Origin of the sequence: Klebsiella sp. I138 (assembly GCF_051131765.1) — a bacterium.
Taxonomy (GTDB): domain Bacteria; phylum Pseudomonadota; class Gammaproteobacteria; order Enterobacterales; family Enterobacteriaceae; genus Klebsiella.
The window spans coordinates 4,358,916-4,375,224 of record NZ_CP180447.1; the positions used below are offsets into that span (position 1 = coordinate 4,358,916).

Annotated in this window: 15 protein-coding genes; 7 read left to right on the forward strand and 8 right to left on the reverse strand. The window is 54.9% G+C overall.

What is annotated here, in order from left to right; all coding sequences use genetic code 11:
* Nucleotides 1–227: 227 nt before the first annotated feature.
* Nucleotides 228–1,550 carry a xylose isomerase gene (gene xylA, locus ACMYSK_RS20360; protein WP_434644251.1) on the forward strand — a complete coding sequence of 441 codons (1,323 nt, stop codon included), beginning with the start codon at nt 228–230 and terminating at the stop codon, nt 1,548–1,550.
* An 87-nt stretch (nt 1,551–1,637) separates the two neighbouring features.
* Nucleotides 1,638–3,095, forward strand: coding sequence for a xylulokinase (xylB, locus tag ACMYSK_RS20365; protein WP_434638185.1), 1,458 nt, complete (start codon nt 1,638–1,640; stop codon nt 3,093–3,095).
* Between the two features lie 38 nt (nt 3,096–3,133).
* On the opposite strand, the gene ACMYSK_RS20370 is transcribed toward xylB, so the two are convergent.
* Entirely contained in the window at nt 3,134–4,129 is a 996-nt protein-coding gene (locus tag ACMYSK_RS20370; protein ID WP_434638187.1) for an acyltransferase, read from the reverse strand.
* Nucleotides 4,130–4,314: 185 nt separating this feature from the next.
* Between ACMYSK_RS20370 and ACMYSK_RS20375 the strand changes: the two genes are divergently transcribed.
* The 3 genes from ACMYSK_RS20375 (at nt 4,315) to glyS (ending at nt 7,742) form a co-directional block, all read left to right on the forward strand.
* Nucleotides 4,315–4,614 carry a YsaB family lipoprotein gene (locus ACMYSK_RS20375; protein ID WP_434638189.1) on the forward strand — a complete coding sequence of 100 codons (300 nt, stop codon included), beginning with the start codon at nt 4,315–4,317 and terminating at the stop codon, nt 4,612–4,614.
* Nucleotides 4,615–4,751: 137 nt separating this feature from the next.
* Entirely contained in the window at nt 4,752–5,663 is a 912-nt protein-coding gene (gene glyQ, locus ACMYSK_RS20380; protein WP_004126458.1) for a glycine--tRNA ligase subunit alpha, read from the forward strand.
* A gap of 9 nt (nt 5,664–5,672) precedes the next feature.
* Nucleotides 5,673–7,742 (forward strand): glycine--tRNA ligase subunit beta, encoded by a 2,070-nt coding sequence (gene glyS / locus ACMYSK_RS20385; protein ID WP_434638191.1) that lies wholly within the window; start codon nt 5,673–5,675, stop codon nt 7,740–7,742.
* Between the two features lie 97 nt (nt 7,743–7,839).
* On the opposite strand, the gene ACMYSK_RS20390 is transcribed toward glyS, so the two are convergent.
* Nucleotides 7,840–8,028: a hypothetical protein gene (locus tag ACMYSK_RS20390; protein WP_434638193.1), complete on the reverse strand. Its 189-nt coding sequence runs from the start codon at nt 8,026–8,028 to the stop codon at nt 7,840–7,842.
* A 76-nt stretch (nt 8,029–8,104) separates the two neighbouring features.
* Nucleotides 8,105–8,314, reverse strand: a complete 210-nt coding sequence (locus ACMYSK_RS20395) for a YdgH/BhsA/McbA-like domain containing protein (protein WP_132729339.1) — start codon at nt 8,312–8,314, stop codon at nt 8,105–8,107.
* Between the two features lie 377 nt (nt 8,315–8,691).
* Between ACMYSK_RS20395 and ACMYSK_RS20400 the strand changes: the two genes are divergently transcribed.
* On the forward strand, nt 8,692–10,311 hold the full coding sequence (locus tag ACMYSK_RS20400; RefSeq protein WP_434638196.1) for an ABC-F family ATP-binding cassette domain-containing protein: 1,620 nt from the start codon (nt 8,692–8,694) through the stop codon (nt 10,309–10,311).
* Between the two features lie 102 nt (nt 10,312–10,413).
* Here ACMYSK_RS20400 and cspE read toward each other — a convergent pair whose 3' ends face one another.
* The 3 genes from cspE to ACMYSK_RS20415 form a co-directional block, all read right to left on the reverse strand.
* Nucleotides 10,414–10,626 (reverse strand): transcription antiterminator/RNA stability regulator CspE, encoded by a 213-nt coding sequence (cspE, locus tag ACMYSK_RS20405; RefSeq protein WP_004868803.1) that lies wholly within the window; start codon nt 10,624–10,626, stop codon nt 10,414–10,416.
* 259 nt (nt 10,627–10,885) lie between these two features.
* Nucleotides 10,886–11,176 (reverse strand): HTH-type transcriptional regulator, encoded by a 291-nt coding sequence (locus tag ACMYSK_RS20410; RefSeq protein WP_434638198.1) that lies wholly within the window; start codon nt 11,174–11,176, stop codon nt 10,886–10,888.
* 242 nt (nt 11,177–11,418) lie between these two features.
* Nucleotides 11,419–12,777, reverse strand: coding sequence for an MFS transporter (locus ACMYSK_RS20415; protein ID WP_434638200.1), 1,359 nt, complete (start codon nt 12,775–12,777; stop codon nt 11,419–11,421).
* A gap of 436 nt (nt 12,778–13,213) precedes the next feature.
* Here ACMYSK_RS20415 and ACMYSK_RS20420 point away from each other — a divergent pair, with 436 nt between their 5' ends.
* A complete protein-coding gene (locus tag ACMYSK_RS20420) occupies nt 13,214–13,924 on the forward strand; it encodes a DUF3053 domain-containing protein (protein WP_434638202.1) in 711 nt (236 codons plus the stop codon).
* 91 nt (nt 13,925–14,015) lie between these two features.
* Here the strand turns inward: ACMYSK_RS20420 and ghrB are convergent, their stop codons facing one another.
* The gene (gene ghrB / locus ACMYSK_RS20425; protein WP_434638204.1) at nt 14,016–14,987 is read right to left on the reverse strand and encodes a glyoxylate/hydroxypyruvate reductase GhrB; all 972 of its coding nucleotides are present in this window, start codon (nt 14,985–14,987) and stop codon (nt 14,016–14,018) included.
* Nucleotides 14,988–15,010: 23 nt separating this feature from the next.
* Entirely contained in the window at nt 15,011–16,291 is a 1,281-nt protein-coding gene (locus ACMYSK_RS20430; RefSeq protein WP_434638206.1) for an MFS transporter, read from the reverse strand.
* Nucleotides 16,292–16,309: the final 18 nt, after the last annotated feature.

Here is a 16,309-nt window from a genome sequence, read left to right on the forward strand (position 1 = left end):
TATGACCGCGATCTGGTTTTTAAAAATAAATAACCTGGCTATATCGTTGATATTTCATTAAAACGATGGCGGAAGTGCTATTAATAATATTGATTTATGCGATCTGGCGCACGTTTGTGGATTCTCTCAATCACGGTGTGAAATAACGTAATTGAGGAAAGTAAAACATGAATTCTATATTGGCTTATGACTTATTACCCGCCGCATCCCTGAATATGGAGTTCATTATGCAGACCTATTTCGATCAACTCGATCGCGTTCGTTATGAAGGCCCAAAAACCACTAATCCGCTGGCGTTCCGTCATTACAACCCTGATGAGCTGGTGTTGGGTAAGCGCATGGAAGAACACCTGCGGTTTGCCGCCTGTTACTGGCACACTTTCTGCTGGAACGGAGCAGATATGTTTGGTGTGGGCTCCTTCAACCGTCCATGGCAGCAGCCGGGTGACGCGCTGGAAATGGCAAAACGCAAAGCCGACGTCGCCTTTGAGTTTTTCCATAAGCTTAATGTGCCGTACTACTGCTTCCATGATGTTGACGTCTCGCCGGAAGGGGCGTCGTTGAAAGAGTATCTGGACAATTTTGCCCGGATGGTTGATGTGTTGGCGGAGAAACAAGAGCAGAGCGGCGTGAAGCTGCTGTGGGGGACGGCAAACTGCTTTACCAACCCGCGCTACGGCGCAGGCGCTGCGACCAACCCGGATCCGGAAGTCTTCAGCTGGGCGGCGACCCAGGTCGTTACCGCCATGAATGCCACTCACAAACTGGGCGGGGAAAACTATGTCCTGTGGGGCGGTCGTGAAGGCTACGAAACCCTGCTCAATACCGACCTGCGCCAGGAACGTGAGCAAATTGGCCGCTTTATGCAGCTGGTGGTGGAACACAAACATAAAATCGGCTTCCAGGGCACGCTGTTGATTGAGCCAAAACCGCAGGAGCCGACGAAACATCAGTATGATTATGATGCCTCCACCGTCTACGGCTTCCTCAAGCAGTTTGGCCTGGAAAAAGAGATCAAACTAAATATCGAAGCAAACCATGCGACCCTGGCCGGCCACTCCTTCCACCATGAGATTGCGACCGCTATCGCGCTGGGCCTGTTCGGTTCCGTGGATGCCAACCGTGGCGACCCGCAGCTGGGCTGGGATACCGATCAGTTCCCAAATAGCGTGGAAGAGAATGCGCTGGTGATGTATGAAATTCTTAAAGCCGGCGGCTTCACCACCGGTGGCCTGAATTTTGATGCCAAAGTCCGTCGTCAGAGCACCGATAAATACGATCTGTTCTATGGTCATATTGGGGCGATGGATACGATGGCGCTGTCGCTGAAGGTGGCGGCACGCATGATAGAAGAGGGTGAGCTGGATAAGCGGGTGGCGAAACGTTATGCCGGCTGGAATGGCGACCTGGGCCAGCAAATCCTGAAAGGACAGATGACGCTGACGGAGATTGGGCAGTACGCGGCGCAGCATAATTTGGCTCCGCAGCATCAGAGCGGGCATCAGGAACAGCTGGAAAACCTGGTTAACCATTATCTTTTCGATAAGTGATGAGGATGCCCGGCCGCGCCGGGCGTTGGCGATAGCCTGCTTTCTCGCGCCACGGTTAGCCGTGGCGCACCGTTAAGGAGAGACCGTATGTACATCGGGATTGATTTAGGTACCTCGGGCGTCAAGGCCATTCTGCTTAATGAGCAAGGTGAGGTTCTGGCTTCGCACACCGAGCCCCTCACCGTATCGCGGCCACATCCGCTCTGGTCCGAACAAGACCCCGAGCACTGGTGGCAGGCGACGGACCGCGCCATGAAAGCGCTGGGTGAGCAGCACGTTCTGCGCGAAGTGAAAGCGGTGGGCATCGCCGGGCAAATGCACGGCGCCACGCTGCTGAATAAACATCAGCAGGTACTCCGCCCGGCAATTTTGTGGAATGACGGGCGTAGCGGCGATGAGTGCGTCCAGCTGGAAAAAGCCGTGAGCCGCTCGCGGCAAATCACCGGCAACCTGATGATGCCGGGGTTTACGGCGCCAAAACTGCTCTGGATCCAGCACCATGAACCCGATCTCTTCCGCCAGGTGGATAAGGTTCTGCTGCCGAAAGATTATCTGCGCCTGCGAATGACCGGTGAATTTGCCAGTGATATGTCGGACGCCGCCGGAACCCTGTGGCTGGATGTGGCCAGACGCGACTGGAGCGATGAGCTGCTCAATGCCTGCGACCTGAGTCGCGATAATATGCCGGCGCTGTTTGAAGGCTGTGAAGTGACGGGAGCGCTGCGTCCGGCTATTGCGCAGGCGTGGAATATGCCGCAGGCGCTGGTGGTCGCTGGCGGTGGCGATAATGCCGCCGGTGCCGTGGGCGTCGGTATGGCAGATGCGGGCCAGGCCATGCTGTCTCTGGGAACCTCCGGGGTCTATTTTGCCGTCAGTAACGGTTTTCTCAGCAAACCTGAAAGCGCAGTACACAGTTTCTGTCACGCCCTGCCGGGACGCTGGCATTTGATGTCGGTGATGTTGAGCGCGGCTTCTTGCCTTGACTGGGCGGCAAAACTGACTGGTCTCGGCACGGTCCCGGCGCTGGTGGCTGCCGCGGAATCAGCGGATGAAAACGTCGATCCCGTCTGGTTTTTGCCCTATCTTTCCGGTGAACGCACGCCGCATAACAACCCGCATGCAAAGGGCGTCTTTTTTGGCCTGACGCATCAACATGGCCCGGCGGAGCTGGCGCGTGCGGTACTGGAAGGTGTGGGCTATGCGCTGGCGGATGGTATGGATGTGGTGCATGCCTGCGGCGTGAAGCCGGAGAGTATTACGTTGATTGGCGGTGGCGCGCGAAGCCCCTGGTGGCGGCAGATGCTGGCTGATATCAGCGGCCAGCAGCTTGATTTCCGTACCGGTGGCGACGTTGGACCCGCGCTGGGCGCTGCCCGGTTAGCGCAGCTGGCGCTGCATAAAGGGGCGGCTTTTTCAGACCTGCTGCCGCAGCTACCGTTGGAACAGGCTCACCGGCCGGATGCTGAGCGTTTTGCCCACTACGCGCCGCGTCGTGAAACGTTCCGCCAGATATATCAGCAGCTGCTGCCGCTGATGTCGTCCTGATAATCCGCCCCTGTCGGGGCGGTTTGTTTCCGGCCGCGCTAGCTGACCAGACGCCGGGTATCCAGGCGCTGCACCAGCATCGACAGCAGCAGGCTGCCTGACACGGCCGCGGCGAACACCCAGAAAATATCCAGCAGCGGCCAGCGCGTTAGCTCCATTCCGCTGGCCCGCAGCGCATGAATAATCAGGGCATGAAACCCGTAGATCCCCAGCGAGTGGCGCGCAATCAGCGCCAGGGCAGGGATCTGACGTGCGTTGAGGGTATTCTTCACCAGCGTCAGCATCGTTATCGCGCAGACAAAAACCGCCGGCCCACAGTACAAGTACCAGGTATCCCCGAAGTCGCCGCGCCACTTCAGCTCGTGCAATGTCCCACGTGAAATCACCCATACCGCCGCGGTGAAAAGGGCGGCGCACAGCAGCGTGAGCCATTTTTTATCGGTGTCCATCATGCCAATTGCCCGACCCAGCACGCCATACAGGACATAGTAAAATGTATCGCCACTGATATAGAGATTGAGCGGCAGCCATTCGATTCCGCCTGCTTTGACCGACACCATATTGGGGTTCGCCAGAATGCCCGTCACCAGCATCAGGACCAGCAGCATTTTGCCGCTGACCTGCTTAACCTGTAGCAGCGGCGAGAGCAGGTAAATCACGATAATCGCGAAGAAAAACCACAGATGGTAGAACACCGGCTTTTGCAGCAAATGCTTCAGCGACAGCACCACGTTGATATGGGTGAACAAGGTGATGTAAAGCAGAGACAGGGCGCTATAAAACACCACGCACAGTACGATCCGCAGAAAATGTCGCGGCCGGGCGCTACGCTCACCGAAAAACAAATAGCCTGACATCATGAAAAACAGCGGGACGCTAACGCGAGAGGCCGAATTAAGCAGGTTGGCGATATCCCAGTCCAGCAGGGTGATGGCATGTGGATGGGTGATGTACCAGGTGGTGCTGTGAATCATTACCACCATCAGGCATGCGATGCCGCGCAAACTTGTTATCCAGTTTATTTTTTCCTGCATCGGTACCTCAGTTGCTCCTTTTTAAAGAGGGTCTGACTCCTCCAGGCGGGCTGTGTCGCAATGGAAAATTCCGAGTTTGTCACGCCGCTCTTGTAGAGATGCGGAGAGATTCGCACAATGCCCCGGTGATTTCACGTAACCTGCACGATAACAATTTGCTAACAAGGTGGTTAAGGAAAATAGTGATGAAATATTTCTTTTCTGGACTGCTCGTGCTTTTGCTGGCGGGCTGCAGCCAGTCGCCTTCTCAGCCGATACAGAAAGCTCAACGTGCACGGATTACGCCACAAATTACCCTGAATATGGAGCAACTGTGTAAGGATCAGGCGGCAAAACGCTACAGTACTGGCCCCCGTATGGTAGACGTCAGCCACTTCGAGCAGTTTCAGGGAAGCTATGAGCTATCGGGTCTGACTTCGCAGAATGAGCGCTTTATCTGTTCTTTCGATCCAGACGGGCAGTTTTTACATCTTTCTATGCGCTAAATCGGCCCCTGGTGCCGCGTGATGGCGTTAATTTCCGCAATTTTATTTAAACAACGCCGTTTCGTACTGTATATCTCGCAGCCAGCGGGTATACTGATCCCTTCCTTTAAATCCACACGTATCCAGCACGAAATAATATGCAAAAGTTTGATACCAGGACCTTCCAGGGCCTGATCCTGACCTTACAGGATTACTGGGCACGTCAGGGCTGCACCATTGTTCAACCACTGGACATGGAAGTTGGCGCCGGCACCTCTCATCCGATGACCTGCCTGCGTGCGCTCGGGCCAGAACCGATGGCGACTGCCTATGTGCAGCCTTCTCGCCGCCCGACTGACGGCCGCTACGGTGAAAACCCGAACCGCTTACAGCACTACTACCAGTTCCAGGTGGTGATTAAGCCATCGCCGGATAACATTCAGGAGCTGTACCTTGGGTCTTTGAAAGAGCTGGGTATGGATCCGACGATTCACGACATCCGCTTCGTGGAAGACAACTGGGAAAACCCGACGCTGGGTGCCTGGGGTCTGGGCTGGGAAGTGTGGCTGAACGGGATGGAAGTGACCCAGTTCACTTACTTCCAGCAGGTGGGTGGTCTGGAATGTAAACCGGTAACCGGTGAGATCACTTACGGTCTGGAACGTCTGGCGATGTATATCCAGGGCGTAGACAGCGTGTACGACCTGGTCTGGAGCGATGGCCCGCTGGGTAAAACTACCTACGGCGACGTGTTCCATCAGAACGAAGTCGAGCAATCGACCTATAACTTTGAATACGCGGACGTTGACTTCCTGTTCTCCTGCTTCGAGCAGTATGAGAAAGAAGCTCAGCAGCTGCTGGCGCTGGAAAACCCGCTGCCGCTGCCTGCCTACGAGCGTATTCTGAAGGCCGCCCATAGCTTCAACCTGCTGGATGCACGTAAAGCCATTTCCGTCACCGAGCGTCAGCGCTATATCCTGCGCATTCGCACCCTGACGAAAGCAGTGGCGGAAGCGTATTACGCTTCCCGCGAAGCCCTTGGCTTCCCGATGTGCAACAAAAACAAATAAGAGGCGGCCATGTCTGAGAAAACTTTCCTGGTGGAGATCGGCACCGAAGAGCTGCCACCAAAAGCCCTGCGCAGCCTGGCTGAATCCTTTGCTGCGAACTTTACCGCGGAGCTGGATAACGCTGGACTCGCCCACGGCAACGTAGAGTGGTTTGCTGCCCCGCGCCGGCTGGCGCTGAAAGTGGCGAACCTGGCCGCTTCTCAAGCGGATCGCGAAGTTGAAAAACGCGGTCCGGCTGTTTCTGCGGCGTTCGATGCAGAAGGCAAACCGAGCAAAGCGGCTGAAGGCTGGGCGCGTGGCTGCGGCATCACCGTTGACCAGGCCGAGCGCATGGTCACCGACAAAGGTGAATGGCTGCTGTATCGTGCGCACGTGAAGGGCGAAAGCACAGAAGCGCTGCTGCCGAACATGGTGGCAACGTCTCTGGCAAAACTGCCGATCCCGAAACTGATGCGCTGGGGCGCGTCTGACGTGCAGTTCGTGCGTCCGGTTCACACCGTGACCCTGCTGCTCGGCGATAAAGTCGTGCCGGCGACCATTTTGGGCATCACCTCCGATCGCGTCATTCGCGGCCACCGCTTTATGGGCGAGCCGGAATTCACTATCGATAATGCCGATCAGTATCCGCAGATTCTGGCCGAGCGCGGCAAAGTCATTGCTGACTATGAGCAGCGTAAAACCAAAATCAAAGCCGATGCCGAGGAAGCGGCGCGCAAAATTGGCGGCAACGCCGATCTCAGCGAAAGCCTGCTGGAAGAAGTCGCCTCCCTGGTCGAATGGCCGGTGGTGCTGACGGCGAAATTCGAAGAGAAGTTCCTCGCGGTGCCGGCGGAAGCGCTGGTCTACACCATGAAGGGCGATCAGAAGTACTTCCCGGTATATGGCAACGACGGCAAACTGCTGCCGAACTTCATTTTCGTGACCAACATCGAGTCGAAAGATCCGATGCAGATCATTTCCGGGAATGAGAAAGTGGTTCGTCCGCGTCTGGCGGATGCGGAGTTCTTCTTCAACACCGACCGTAAAAAGCGTCTGGAAGATCATCTGCCGCGCCTGCAAACCGTACTATTCCAGCAGCAGCTGGGCACGCTGCGCGACAAAACTGACCGCATTCAGGCCCTGGCTGGCTGGATTGCCGGGCAAATCGGCGCTGATGTTAACCACGCCACCCGTGCGGGCCTGCTGTCGAAGTGTGACCTGATGACCAACATGGTCTTCGAGTTCACCGACACCCAGGGCATCATGGGTATGCACTATGCACGTCACGACGGCGAAGCCGAAGACGTTGCGGTGGCCCTGAACGAGCAGTACCAGCCGCGCTTTGCCGGCGATGACCTGCCGTCAAATCCTGTCGCCTGTGCCGTGGCGATTGCCGATAAAATGGATAGCCTGGCGGGTATCTTTGGAATCGGCCAGCACCCGAAAGGGGATAAAGACCCGTTTGCGCTGCGTCGTGCCGCGCTGGGTGTGCTGCGTATCATCGTTGAGAAGAACCTGAACCTGGATCTGCAAACGCTGACTGAAGAAGCGGTACGCCTGTACGGCGACAAGCTGACTAACGCCAACGTGGTTGATGATGTTATTGACTTCATGCTCGGTCGTTTCCGCGCCTGGTATCAGGACGAAGGTTACACCGTTGACACCATTCAGGCGGTCCTGGCACGTCGTCCGACTCGTCCGGCTGATTTCGACGCCCGTATGAAGGCGGTATCGCACTTCCGTACTCTGGAAGAGTCCTCGGCGCTGGCCGCAGCTAACAAGCGCGTGTCCAACATTCTGGCTAAATCTGAAGAAACGCTGAACGACGTTGTCCACGCTTCCGTGCTGAAAGAGACCGCTGAGATCAAGCTGGCGACCCACCTGGTGGTTCTGCGCGACAGACTGCAACCGTACTTCGCCGCAGGACGCTATCAGGAAGCGCTGATTGAACTGGCTTCTCTGCGCGAGCCGGTAGATGAGTTCTTTGAAAACGTGATGGTGAATGCGGAAGATAAAGACATCCGTATCAACCGCCTGACGCTGCTGTCAAAACTGCGCGATCTGTTCCTGCAGGTTGCGGATATTTCTCTGCTGCAGTAATCGCCCGTTTGCATAACAAAAAACCTGCCCCAGGGCAGGTTTTTTTATGGCGAGAAGAAACACGCTCACTGTATCGGACGCCTTTCGGCGGCCAAATTTACTGCAAATTCCCCGCCGTCAGGCTCTCTTTATCAAAGGCATGGCTGACGTTAATCCGGTTCTGATGCACTGACGTATCGATGTTTGAACCGGCTTCCGGCGGCGTGGGGCGATGCTCTGCCGCCATGACGCCAGATGACAGTGAAGCGGCCAGAAGCAGGGCAGTCATCACGCTGATATTTTTCATTTTATTTACCTTTTCATCGTGTTGTCGTTGTCGCCTGTCTGGTTAACTTCCGGCGGCCCGGCAAGAGCGGGTGATGTTATTTTGTCAGTTCGGCAGTCATATGCACACGGTTGTTGAACTGGGCGCTGGTAATTTTATAAGACGCACCTTGTTCAGCAGCCTGGGCGGCAATTTTTGCTTCAGCGCGGTCCAGCGTGGAGGCCGTGGTGCTGATGCTCTGTGCGAAAGCACCGAAAGACATCATAGAAAGGACAGAAACTGCAACGAAAGTTTTGATGGATTTCATGGTCATATTCCTTAAGTGATTTGTTTGGTATAGGGCGTTGTTGCTCTGATGTGATAAATAATAGAACGATATTGGATCGATTAAAATTGGAACAATTTGCGCATCTCTTTCAAAAAATTAGAATGAAAAGTGAGCGATAAAAATCGAGCAATCTCGAGAGTGTTTTGCGTCTCCTGGCGGGGAGAGTCGATTGGCCTGATAGCGGTTGTTGGAAAATTAACCTTGTCATTAGGGGGTGGGTATGGCTATCCTGTGCCCCGACGAATCCCTCGTCTCACTGAGAGCACACTGAAATGGACAAACACGCCTGCTGAATTCGGATCCTTGCTAACGCACTGCGTCAGCTGGGGATGTATTGATTTCATTCAGGAGTGCTTATGGCCCATTGTGCCCAATCCCCCTCTTTTATTTTGCATCAGGTCACCTGTCAGTTTGCGACGGGAGAAATGCTTTTTGGTCCGCTGAATATCGCGCTGGAGAATTCGCTCTGCGGTCTGGTCGGGCGAAATGGCGTCGGGAAAACCCGGCTGCTGCGCCTGCTGGCGGGCATAGATTCTCCCTCAAGCGGACACATCGAACGCGGTACCTCACTGGCCTGTGTAGCCCAACAGCCGGCTATCTCCTCCCACACGTCGTTAGCCGCCCTGTTGGGCTATGAGCCCATATTTTCTGCTTTGCGGCGACTTGAGTGTGGTGAAGGGCTGGCTGACGACGTCGATTGCCTGGAAGGTTTCTGGGATCTGCACGATCGCCTGAGTGCGGCGTTTGAAGATGCTGATCTGCCGCCGTTTTCCCCCGATCGACTCGCGTCGTCACTGAGCGGTGGGGAGCGGGTGAAAGCGTTGCTGTGCGGGGCCTTTCTGTCAGGCTCAGACTATTTATTGCTGGACGAGCCGACTAACCACCTGGACAGGCAGGGACGCGATTGGCTGTATCAGCAGCTTGAACGCTGGCCCGGCGGGGCGCTAATAGCCAGTCACGATCGCGCGCTGTTGGCCAACATGCCGCGCATACTTGAACTCACGCCCGGTGCGCTGCGCAGCTACGGTGGCAACTACGCTGATTATCAGCAACAGCGTGAAGCAGAGCAGCAGGCGGCGCGTTCGGCGTTGGAACATGCTGCTACCGAGCGCCGTCGCACGCGTGCCCGGATGCAAAAGGAACATGATGCCAGCCAGCGACGCTCTGCTCAGACACTGCGTGTGGTTGATACGCTGAACATCGCCTCCTTTGAGCGGGTGAAATACAAAGGGGCGGCGAAGGAGCGTCCGGGCACATTGCATCGCCAGCACCGGGAACAAAATAGTGCCCTGAACGCTGCGGTTGCTCAGGCACGTGAGCGGGTTGAAGAAGATGCTGTAGTGATGTTTACCCTGCCGGGAAGCCAGGTTGCCGCCGGCAAACAGGTATTTGTCCTCGATGCTTTACGGCTGGCCTTTTCTGACACGCCGCCGCTGGACTGGCGGCTTGACGGGCCGCTACGCGTGGCGTTGCGTGGTCCTAACGGCTGTGGGAAAACCACGCTGCTGAAAACGCTGATTGGCCTGGCGGCACCTTTATCCGGCGAGTGTCGGGTATCGGTGCATGCGGCCTGGTTGGATCAGCACTTGTCGCAGCTGGATTTGTCGCTGTCGGTCATGGCGCACCTTAATCTTGATGATACGCCGCTGGAGGCGGGCGCATTACGCAGCCGTCTTGCCCGGTTGCAGCTGGGGGGGGATAAAATTAATCTGCCGCTGTCGGCATTGAGCGGTGGCGAACGATTAAAGGCCGCGCTGGCCTGTGTGCTGTGGCGGCGTGAAGCGGCGCAGCTTCTGTTGTTGGATGAGCCAACCAACCATCTTGATCTCGCGTCCACCCGGGCTATTGAGTCGGCACTCACGGCGTTTCCTGGCGCGATGATTGTCGTATCGCATGACGATGATTTTCTGCAAGGATTGCGGCTGACCCACTCGCTGGAGTGGCGCAAGGAGGGCTGGCATTTTTCAGCGCTGTGAAGACAAAAAAACCGCCATCAGATGAATGGCGGTTTTTTATGACCAGATAAAAAAATCCCCGCCGTCAGGCAGGGATCTTGAATTTCTGAGCTTAATTTAAGCTTACAGGCTGGTTACGTTGCCAGCTGCCGGGCCTTTAGCGCCGCTTTCGATGGTGAAGGAAACTTTCTGACCTTCATCCAGAGATTTGTAGCCATCGTTCATGATAGCGGAGAAGTGTACGAACACATCTTTAGAACCGTCATCAGGAGTGATGAAGCCGAAGCCTTTGTCAGCGTTGAACCATTTTACGATACCAGTCATTTTACCGGACATAGCGAAATACCTTAAATAATAAATGAACCTTTCGGCGATACGGTCTGGACTACAGATTTAAAGCTATAAAGGTAAAGTTCACTACCGGGGTATCTATGATAACCGCTCAAGGACTACTCTATACTAATGCTCTGTGGTCTGTACATCAAACCTGCGAGCATTAACTCATTTTTGCGGCTCGATAGCAAACGTTTTTTCACATTAATAAAAACGGTCCCTTATGAGGACCGTAACCAGACCTGATTCTTATTATAGAACTTTAGTCGATAAGCTGCCTTGAAAGCTGAGGGTTTGCCTGAATCAGGCGCATTAATTTGAGCTCAGTGGAAGAAGGCTTCACCCGTCTTGACTCCCACTCTTGTACCATCGCCACGCTGACACCCATGGCATTGGCAAAATCATCAATTTTTAAGCCGGTGCCTTGGCGGAGCAGTTCAAACTCGCTAAAGGCGGTCTGCTTACGAGGCTGGGCGATCGTCTGAGAAATATCTTTAAAAACAATTTGTTCCAGGCTGCTAAGCAGTTCAAACACGGGATCTTTATATTCCATTGAGAACTCCTTCTATCACACAGCAAAAGGTAGATGTCATTAAGCCTATTAAGAATAGTCAGAAAAAACGCAAAGAATGATCACGGGGGTGATTATGTGCATGCAGCCTATTACCTGAGAGGCAAAAGGCTGACGAAAACGGCAGATAAGGTGATGATTAATCATCAGACGCGTTGCAATGGAAAATTTTTGTAAACAGGTACGAAAACCAGCAGGCCAGCGGTTTCCCGCTGGCCCGAGAGTCAGGCTTTTTGCATATTTTCGGCTTTTGCCGGAGGGGAGACCGGTTGGCTTTTGCTTGCCTTATATTTCACCAGTAGCGCGATGGCGGATAAGAACGCCGGAATCGACAACACGGTAAAGATGGTAACGAAGGAGAGCTGCGCCTGCATCAGGAATGCTCCGCTGAAGGCACCCAGGATGCCGCCAAACCGGCCAATACCCAGCATCCAGGCGACGCCGGTTGCCCGGCCCTGCGTGGGGTAGAACCCCGCGGCCAGTGCCGGCATCGACGATTGCGCACCGTTCATAATGCTGCCGGCAATAAAGACCATCACTCCCATTAATACCAGGCTGCTGGTTGAGAAACCGACGAGAAAGACAAAAACACCGGTCAGCAGCCAACCCACGGCGACGACTTTATTGGGGTTTATCTTATCCATCAGCGCACCGAGGATCAGGACTCCGATACCGCCACCCAGCGGGAACAGTGCGGTGATAATTGAGGCCTGGCTCATTGAGGCGCCGGTTTCGCGAATCAGCAGCGGGAGCCAACTGGTCAGCAGATAGAAAATCAGCAGCCCCATAAAGTAGGTCATGCACAGCATGACGGTCCCGATGATGTAACGAGGTGAGAAAATCACGGCCAGCGCCGATTTTTCTTTTACCTGGCCGGCTTCATGCAGCTCAAATTCAACCTGTTCAGGCACAGGGGCAATACGACGCAGAATGGCGGCAATGCGCTGCGCTGGCTGGCGCTTAACGACCAGATAGCGCGCCGATTCCGGCAGTAAGAATACCAGGGCAACGGCAAGCAGCAGGGGCATTACGCCACCGAGCACCAGCACGCTCTGCCAGCCGTAGTGTGGAATCATCCAGGCCGAGAGGAATCCGCCCAGTGAAGAGCCCATCGGGAACCCGACGAACATCAGATTGACCAGTAAAGCGCGGCGGCGTTCCGGCGCATATTCGCTCATCAATGTTGCGGCGTTCGGCATCGCAGCACCCAAGCCAAGTCCGGTCAAAAAGCGCAGCAGCGTCAGTTGATTCAGACTGGTAGCGAAGGCGGTCAGCAGGCTAAAGCTACCGAAAACCACAATCGACATGAGCAGCACTTTTTTTCGACCAATGCGGTCGGCCAGCGGACCTGCGGTCAATGCACCTACCGCCAGACCGACCAGCGCGGCGCTCATCACCGGACCTAACGCGGATTTTTCCACGCCCCATTCCTGCACCAGGTCAGAGGCAATAAAACCGATGATGGCGGTATCGAACCCATCCATCGCAACGGTAATAAAGCACAAGGCCAGAATCATCCACTGGTACTTCGTAAACGGATGTTCGTTGATAAAAGCCTGAATATCGATGGTTGTCTTATTCATACGGCATTCCTGGCAGTGCGAGGGAGGAGGCAAGACGGCTGCTGTTTCCCTCGCTGTCATTAATGAAGTTTGTGCGATAATCGAACGTATCGCCGTTAATCGCTCATTTATCAAATCACTGAACCTACTCTCAGGCAACGTAGCCTGGCCAGGAAGCGTGCGATTATCGTTCTCTTTCACCAGTTTTAGTCAGGAATGGAATTTAAATATGAATATAATCAAATGGTTATTATTCGTTTCTCATGGGTGAGTTATGGCGGTAATTGTGATGCGCTTAACAGACGATGGCGATCGTCCATAAAACGCTAAGGATGGAGCTTTTCCTGCGGAAGATTGTCAGGAAAGAGTATCCTGCAAGGCCGACCTGGACTATCCTTGTCAGCGTCTGGCACGTGTGTGTCTGTGTGCGCTTTTTTTGGCTGAAAGGAGTAAAAAAATGGCGACAGGAAAGTCCTGCTCTCGCTGGTTTGCGGCTATTGCGGCCTTATTAATGGTGGTTAGCCTGAGTGGGTGTTTTGATAAAGAAGGCGATCAGCGCAAAGCGTTTATCGACTTCCTGCAAAATACGGCAATGCGTAGCGGCGAACGTCTGCCGACGCTGACTGCCGATCAGAAAAAACAGTTCGGTCCTTTTGTTTCCGATTACGCGGTGATTTACGGCTATTCGCAGCAGGTTAGTCAGGCGATGGATGCCGGTCTGCGTCCGGTTGTAGACAGCGTGAGCGCGATCCGCGTTCCGCAGGATTATGTGACTCAGCGTGAACCGCTGCGCCAGGCAAACGGTGCGCTGGGCGTGCTGAGCCAGCAGCTGGAGAATGCGAAAATGCAGGCCGATGGCGCACATAGCGCGCTGAAGCAAAACGAAGAATTGAAACCGGTCTTCGACCAGGTTTACAACAAAGTCGTGACCGCGCCGGCAAATGCACTGCAGCCGCTGATTCCAGCCGCTCAGGTCTTTACTCAGCAGCTGGTGCAGGTGGGTGATTTTATCGCTCAGCAAAATACCCAGGTGAGCTTCGTGGCGAACGGCATTCAGTTCCCGACTTCGCAGCAGGCCAGCCAGTACAACGCTCTGATTGGCCCGCTGGCTGCCCAGCATCAGGCCTTCAACCAGGCGTGGACGGCGGCAGTTAACGCAACGCGTTAATCGGTTTGCCAGCCCGGGTCAGGCGTTAATGCCGAGCCCGGGTACTGCCCGGCTGGCATTCTGCTAAGCCGGGTAGCGTCAGCTTCTCTCTTCACTTCACCTGCGGGTTGACGCAGTTCTTCTCTACGTGACCATTCAGCGCATCAATCAAATTGTCTACCGCACAGGCCGCCATATTGTAGCGGGTCTCATGAGTGGCTGAACCAATATGCGGCAGCGCGACGACATTTGGCAGACTGAGCAGCGGAGAGTCTTTCGCCAGCGGTTCCTGCTCGAAAACGTCCAGACCGGCCGCGTGAATTTCGCCCGTTTGCAATGCTGAGATTAGCGCTTGTTCATCGACTACCGGGCCGCGCCCGGCATTAATAAAGATGGCGGATGGCTTCATTTTCGCGAACTTTTCCGCGTTGAACAGGTGGTGAGTCTCCGCGGTCAGCGGCAGGATCAGACAGACAAAATCGGCCTCCTGCAGTAGCGTATCCAGATCGCAGTAACGCGCGTTGAAGCGCTCTTCCGCCTGCGGATGCTGGCTGCGGGCGTTATACAGAATCGGCATACCAAAACCGGCGTGCGCCCGCTGTGCCAGGGCCATCCCGATACGGCCCATGCCGACAATACCCAGGGTTTTGTGGTGCACGTCGCTACCGAACCAGTCCGGGCCAATACTTTTAGTCCACTCTCCGGCTTTAACGCGGTTAGCGACTTCCACCACCCGGCGAGACGTGCTGAGCACCAGCGCCATCACGGTATCGGCAACGGTTTCGGTCAGTACGGTCGGCGTATGCATCAGCAGCACCCTGCGCGCGTTCAGCGCATCAACGTCGAAATTGTCATAACCGACGGAGATGGTGGAGGTCGCACGAAGCCTCGGCATTTTCTCCAGTAACGCGGCATTAACTTTTTCGCTCGACCCCAGCAGTCCTTCCGCCTGGGCAAAGGCTTCTGCGTGCTGCTGGATGGTTTCAGGGCTCAGGTTTTTCACCTGAGTGACGGTAAAGTGTTTTTCCAGACGTTGTTGCAGGTCGTCGGGAAGCGTTTTATAGAGAATAACGGACGGCTTCATGCGGATCTCCGTAGTAGTAAAGGTCAGGCGTGACGAGCGCCGATCGGAAGCGTTTGATTGTTAGCAGGCTTAACAATCAAAGTAAGCCATACCGAGGCGAAAAGCGCCACTCCCATGAAAATGTATGAGGCTGACGGACTACCGGTTGTACCGTTGAGATAGCCGACAAACCACGAGCCAAAGAACGAACCCAAGGCACCCATACTGTTAATAAGCGCCATCGCACCGCCGGCGACGTTACGCGGCAGCATTTCCGGAATAATGGCGAAGAACGGGCCGTAAGGGGCGTACATGGCGGCACCGGCAATGACCAGCAGCGTATAAGAGGCCCAGAAATGGTTAGCGCCGACGGCCCAGGAACCAATAAAAGCCAGCCCGCCAATCAGCAGCAGTGGCCAGACGAACAGTTTGCGGTTCTGCATTTTATCGGAGGCCCAGGAGACGACAATCATCGCGATAGTCGCGGCCAGATAAGGTACTGACGAGAGCCAGCCGACTTCCACCATCCCCATATTGACGCCGCCGCTGCGGATAATTGACGGCAGCCACAGAACGAAACCGTACACCCCAATGCTCCAGGCAAAATACTGCATGCACAGCAGGATGACGTTACGTGAGCGGAAGGCCTCGCTGTAGTTACGTACGGCTTTAATACCCTGCTGCTCGCTTTCCAGCTGCGCCTGCAGCGCGGATTTTTCGCTTTCGGACAGCCAGTTCACCTGCGACGGTTTATCTTTTACCAGCACCCACCAGCAGAAGGCCCAGAGCACGGCCGGAACGCCTTCAATAATGAACATTTCACGCCAGCCGAAGGACTGAATCAGGTAGCCGGATACTACCGACATCCACAGCACCGTGACCGGATTACCAAGGATTAAGAAGGTATTGGCGCGTGAGCGTTCGGATTTAGTAAACCAGTTGCTGATATAAATCAGCATTGCCGGCATGACGGCGGCTTCAACGATACCGAGAATAAAGCGGATGGCCGCCAGTGCGGGAATATTGTGCACCATCCCGGTCAGCGAAGCGCAGGCGCCCCACAGGATCAGACAGATGAAAATCAGCTTACGCACGCTACGGCGTTCGGCGTAAATCGCCCCCGGGATCTGGAAAAAGAAGTAGCCGAGGAAGAAAAGGGCCCCAAGAAGCGACGAAATGCCTTTGGTAATGCCTAAATCTTCCGTAATGCCCGCTGCCGAAGCAAAGCTGAAGTTTGCGCGGTCGAGATACGCCAGGCTATACGTGATAAACACGATGGGCATGATGTACCACCAGCGTTTCGTTGCATTGGTTGAGCTATTCATAAGCTTGCCTCTGAAGTT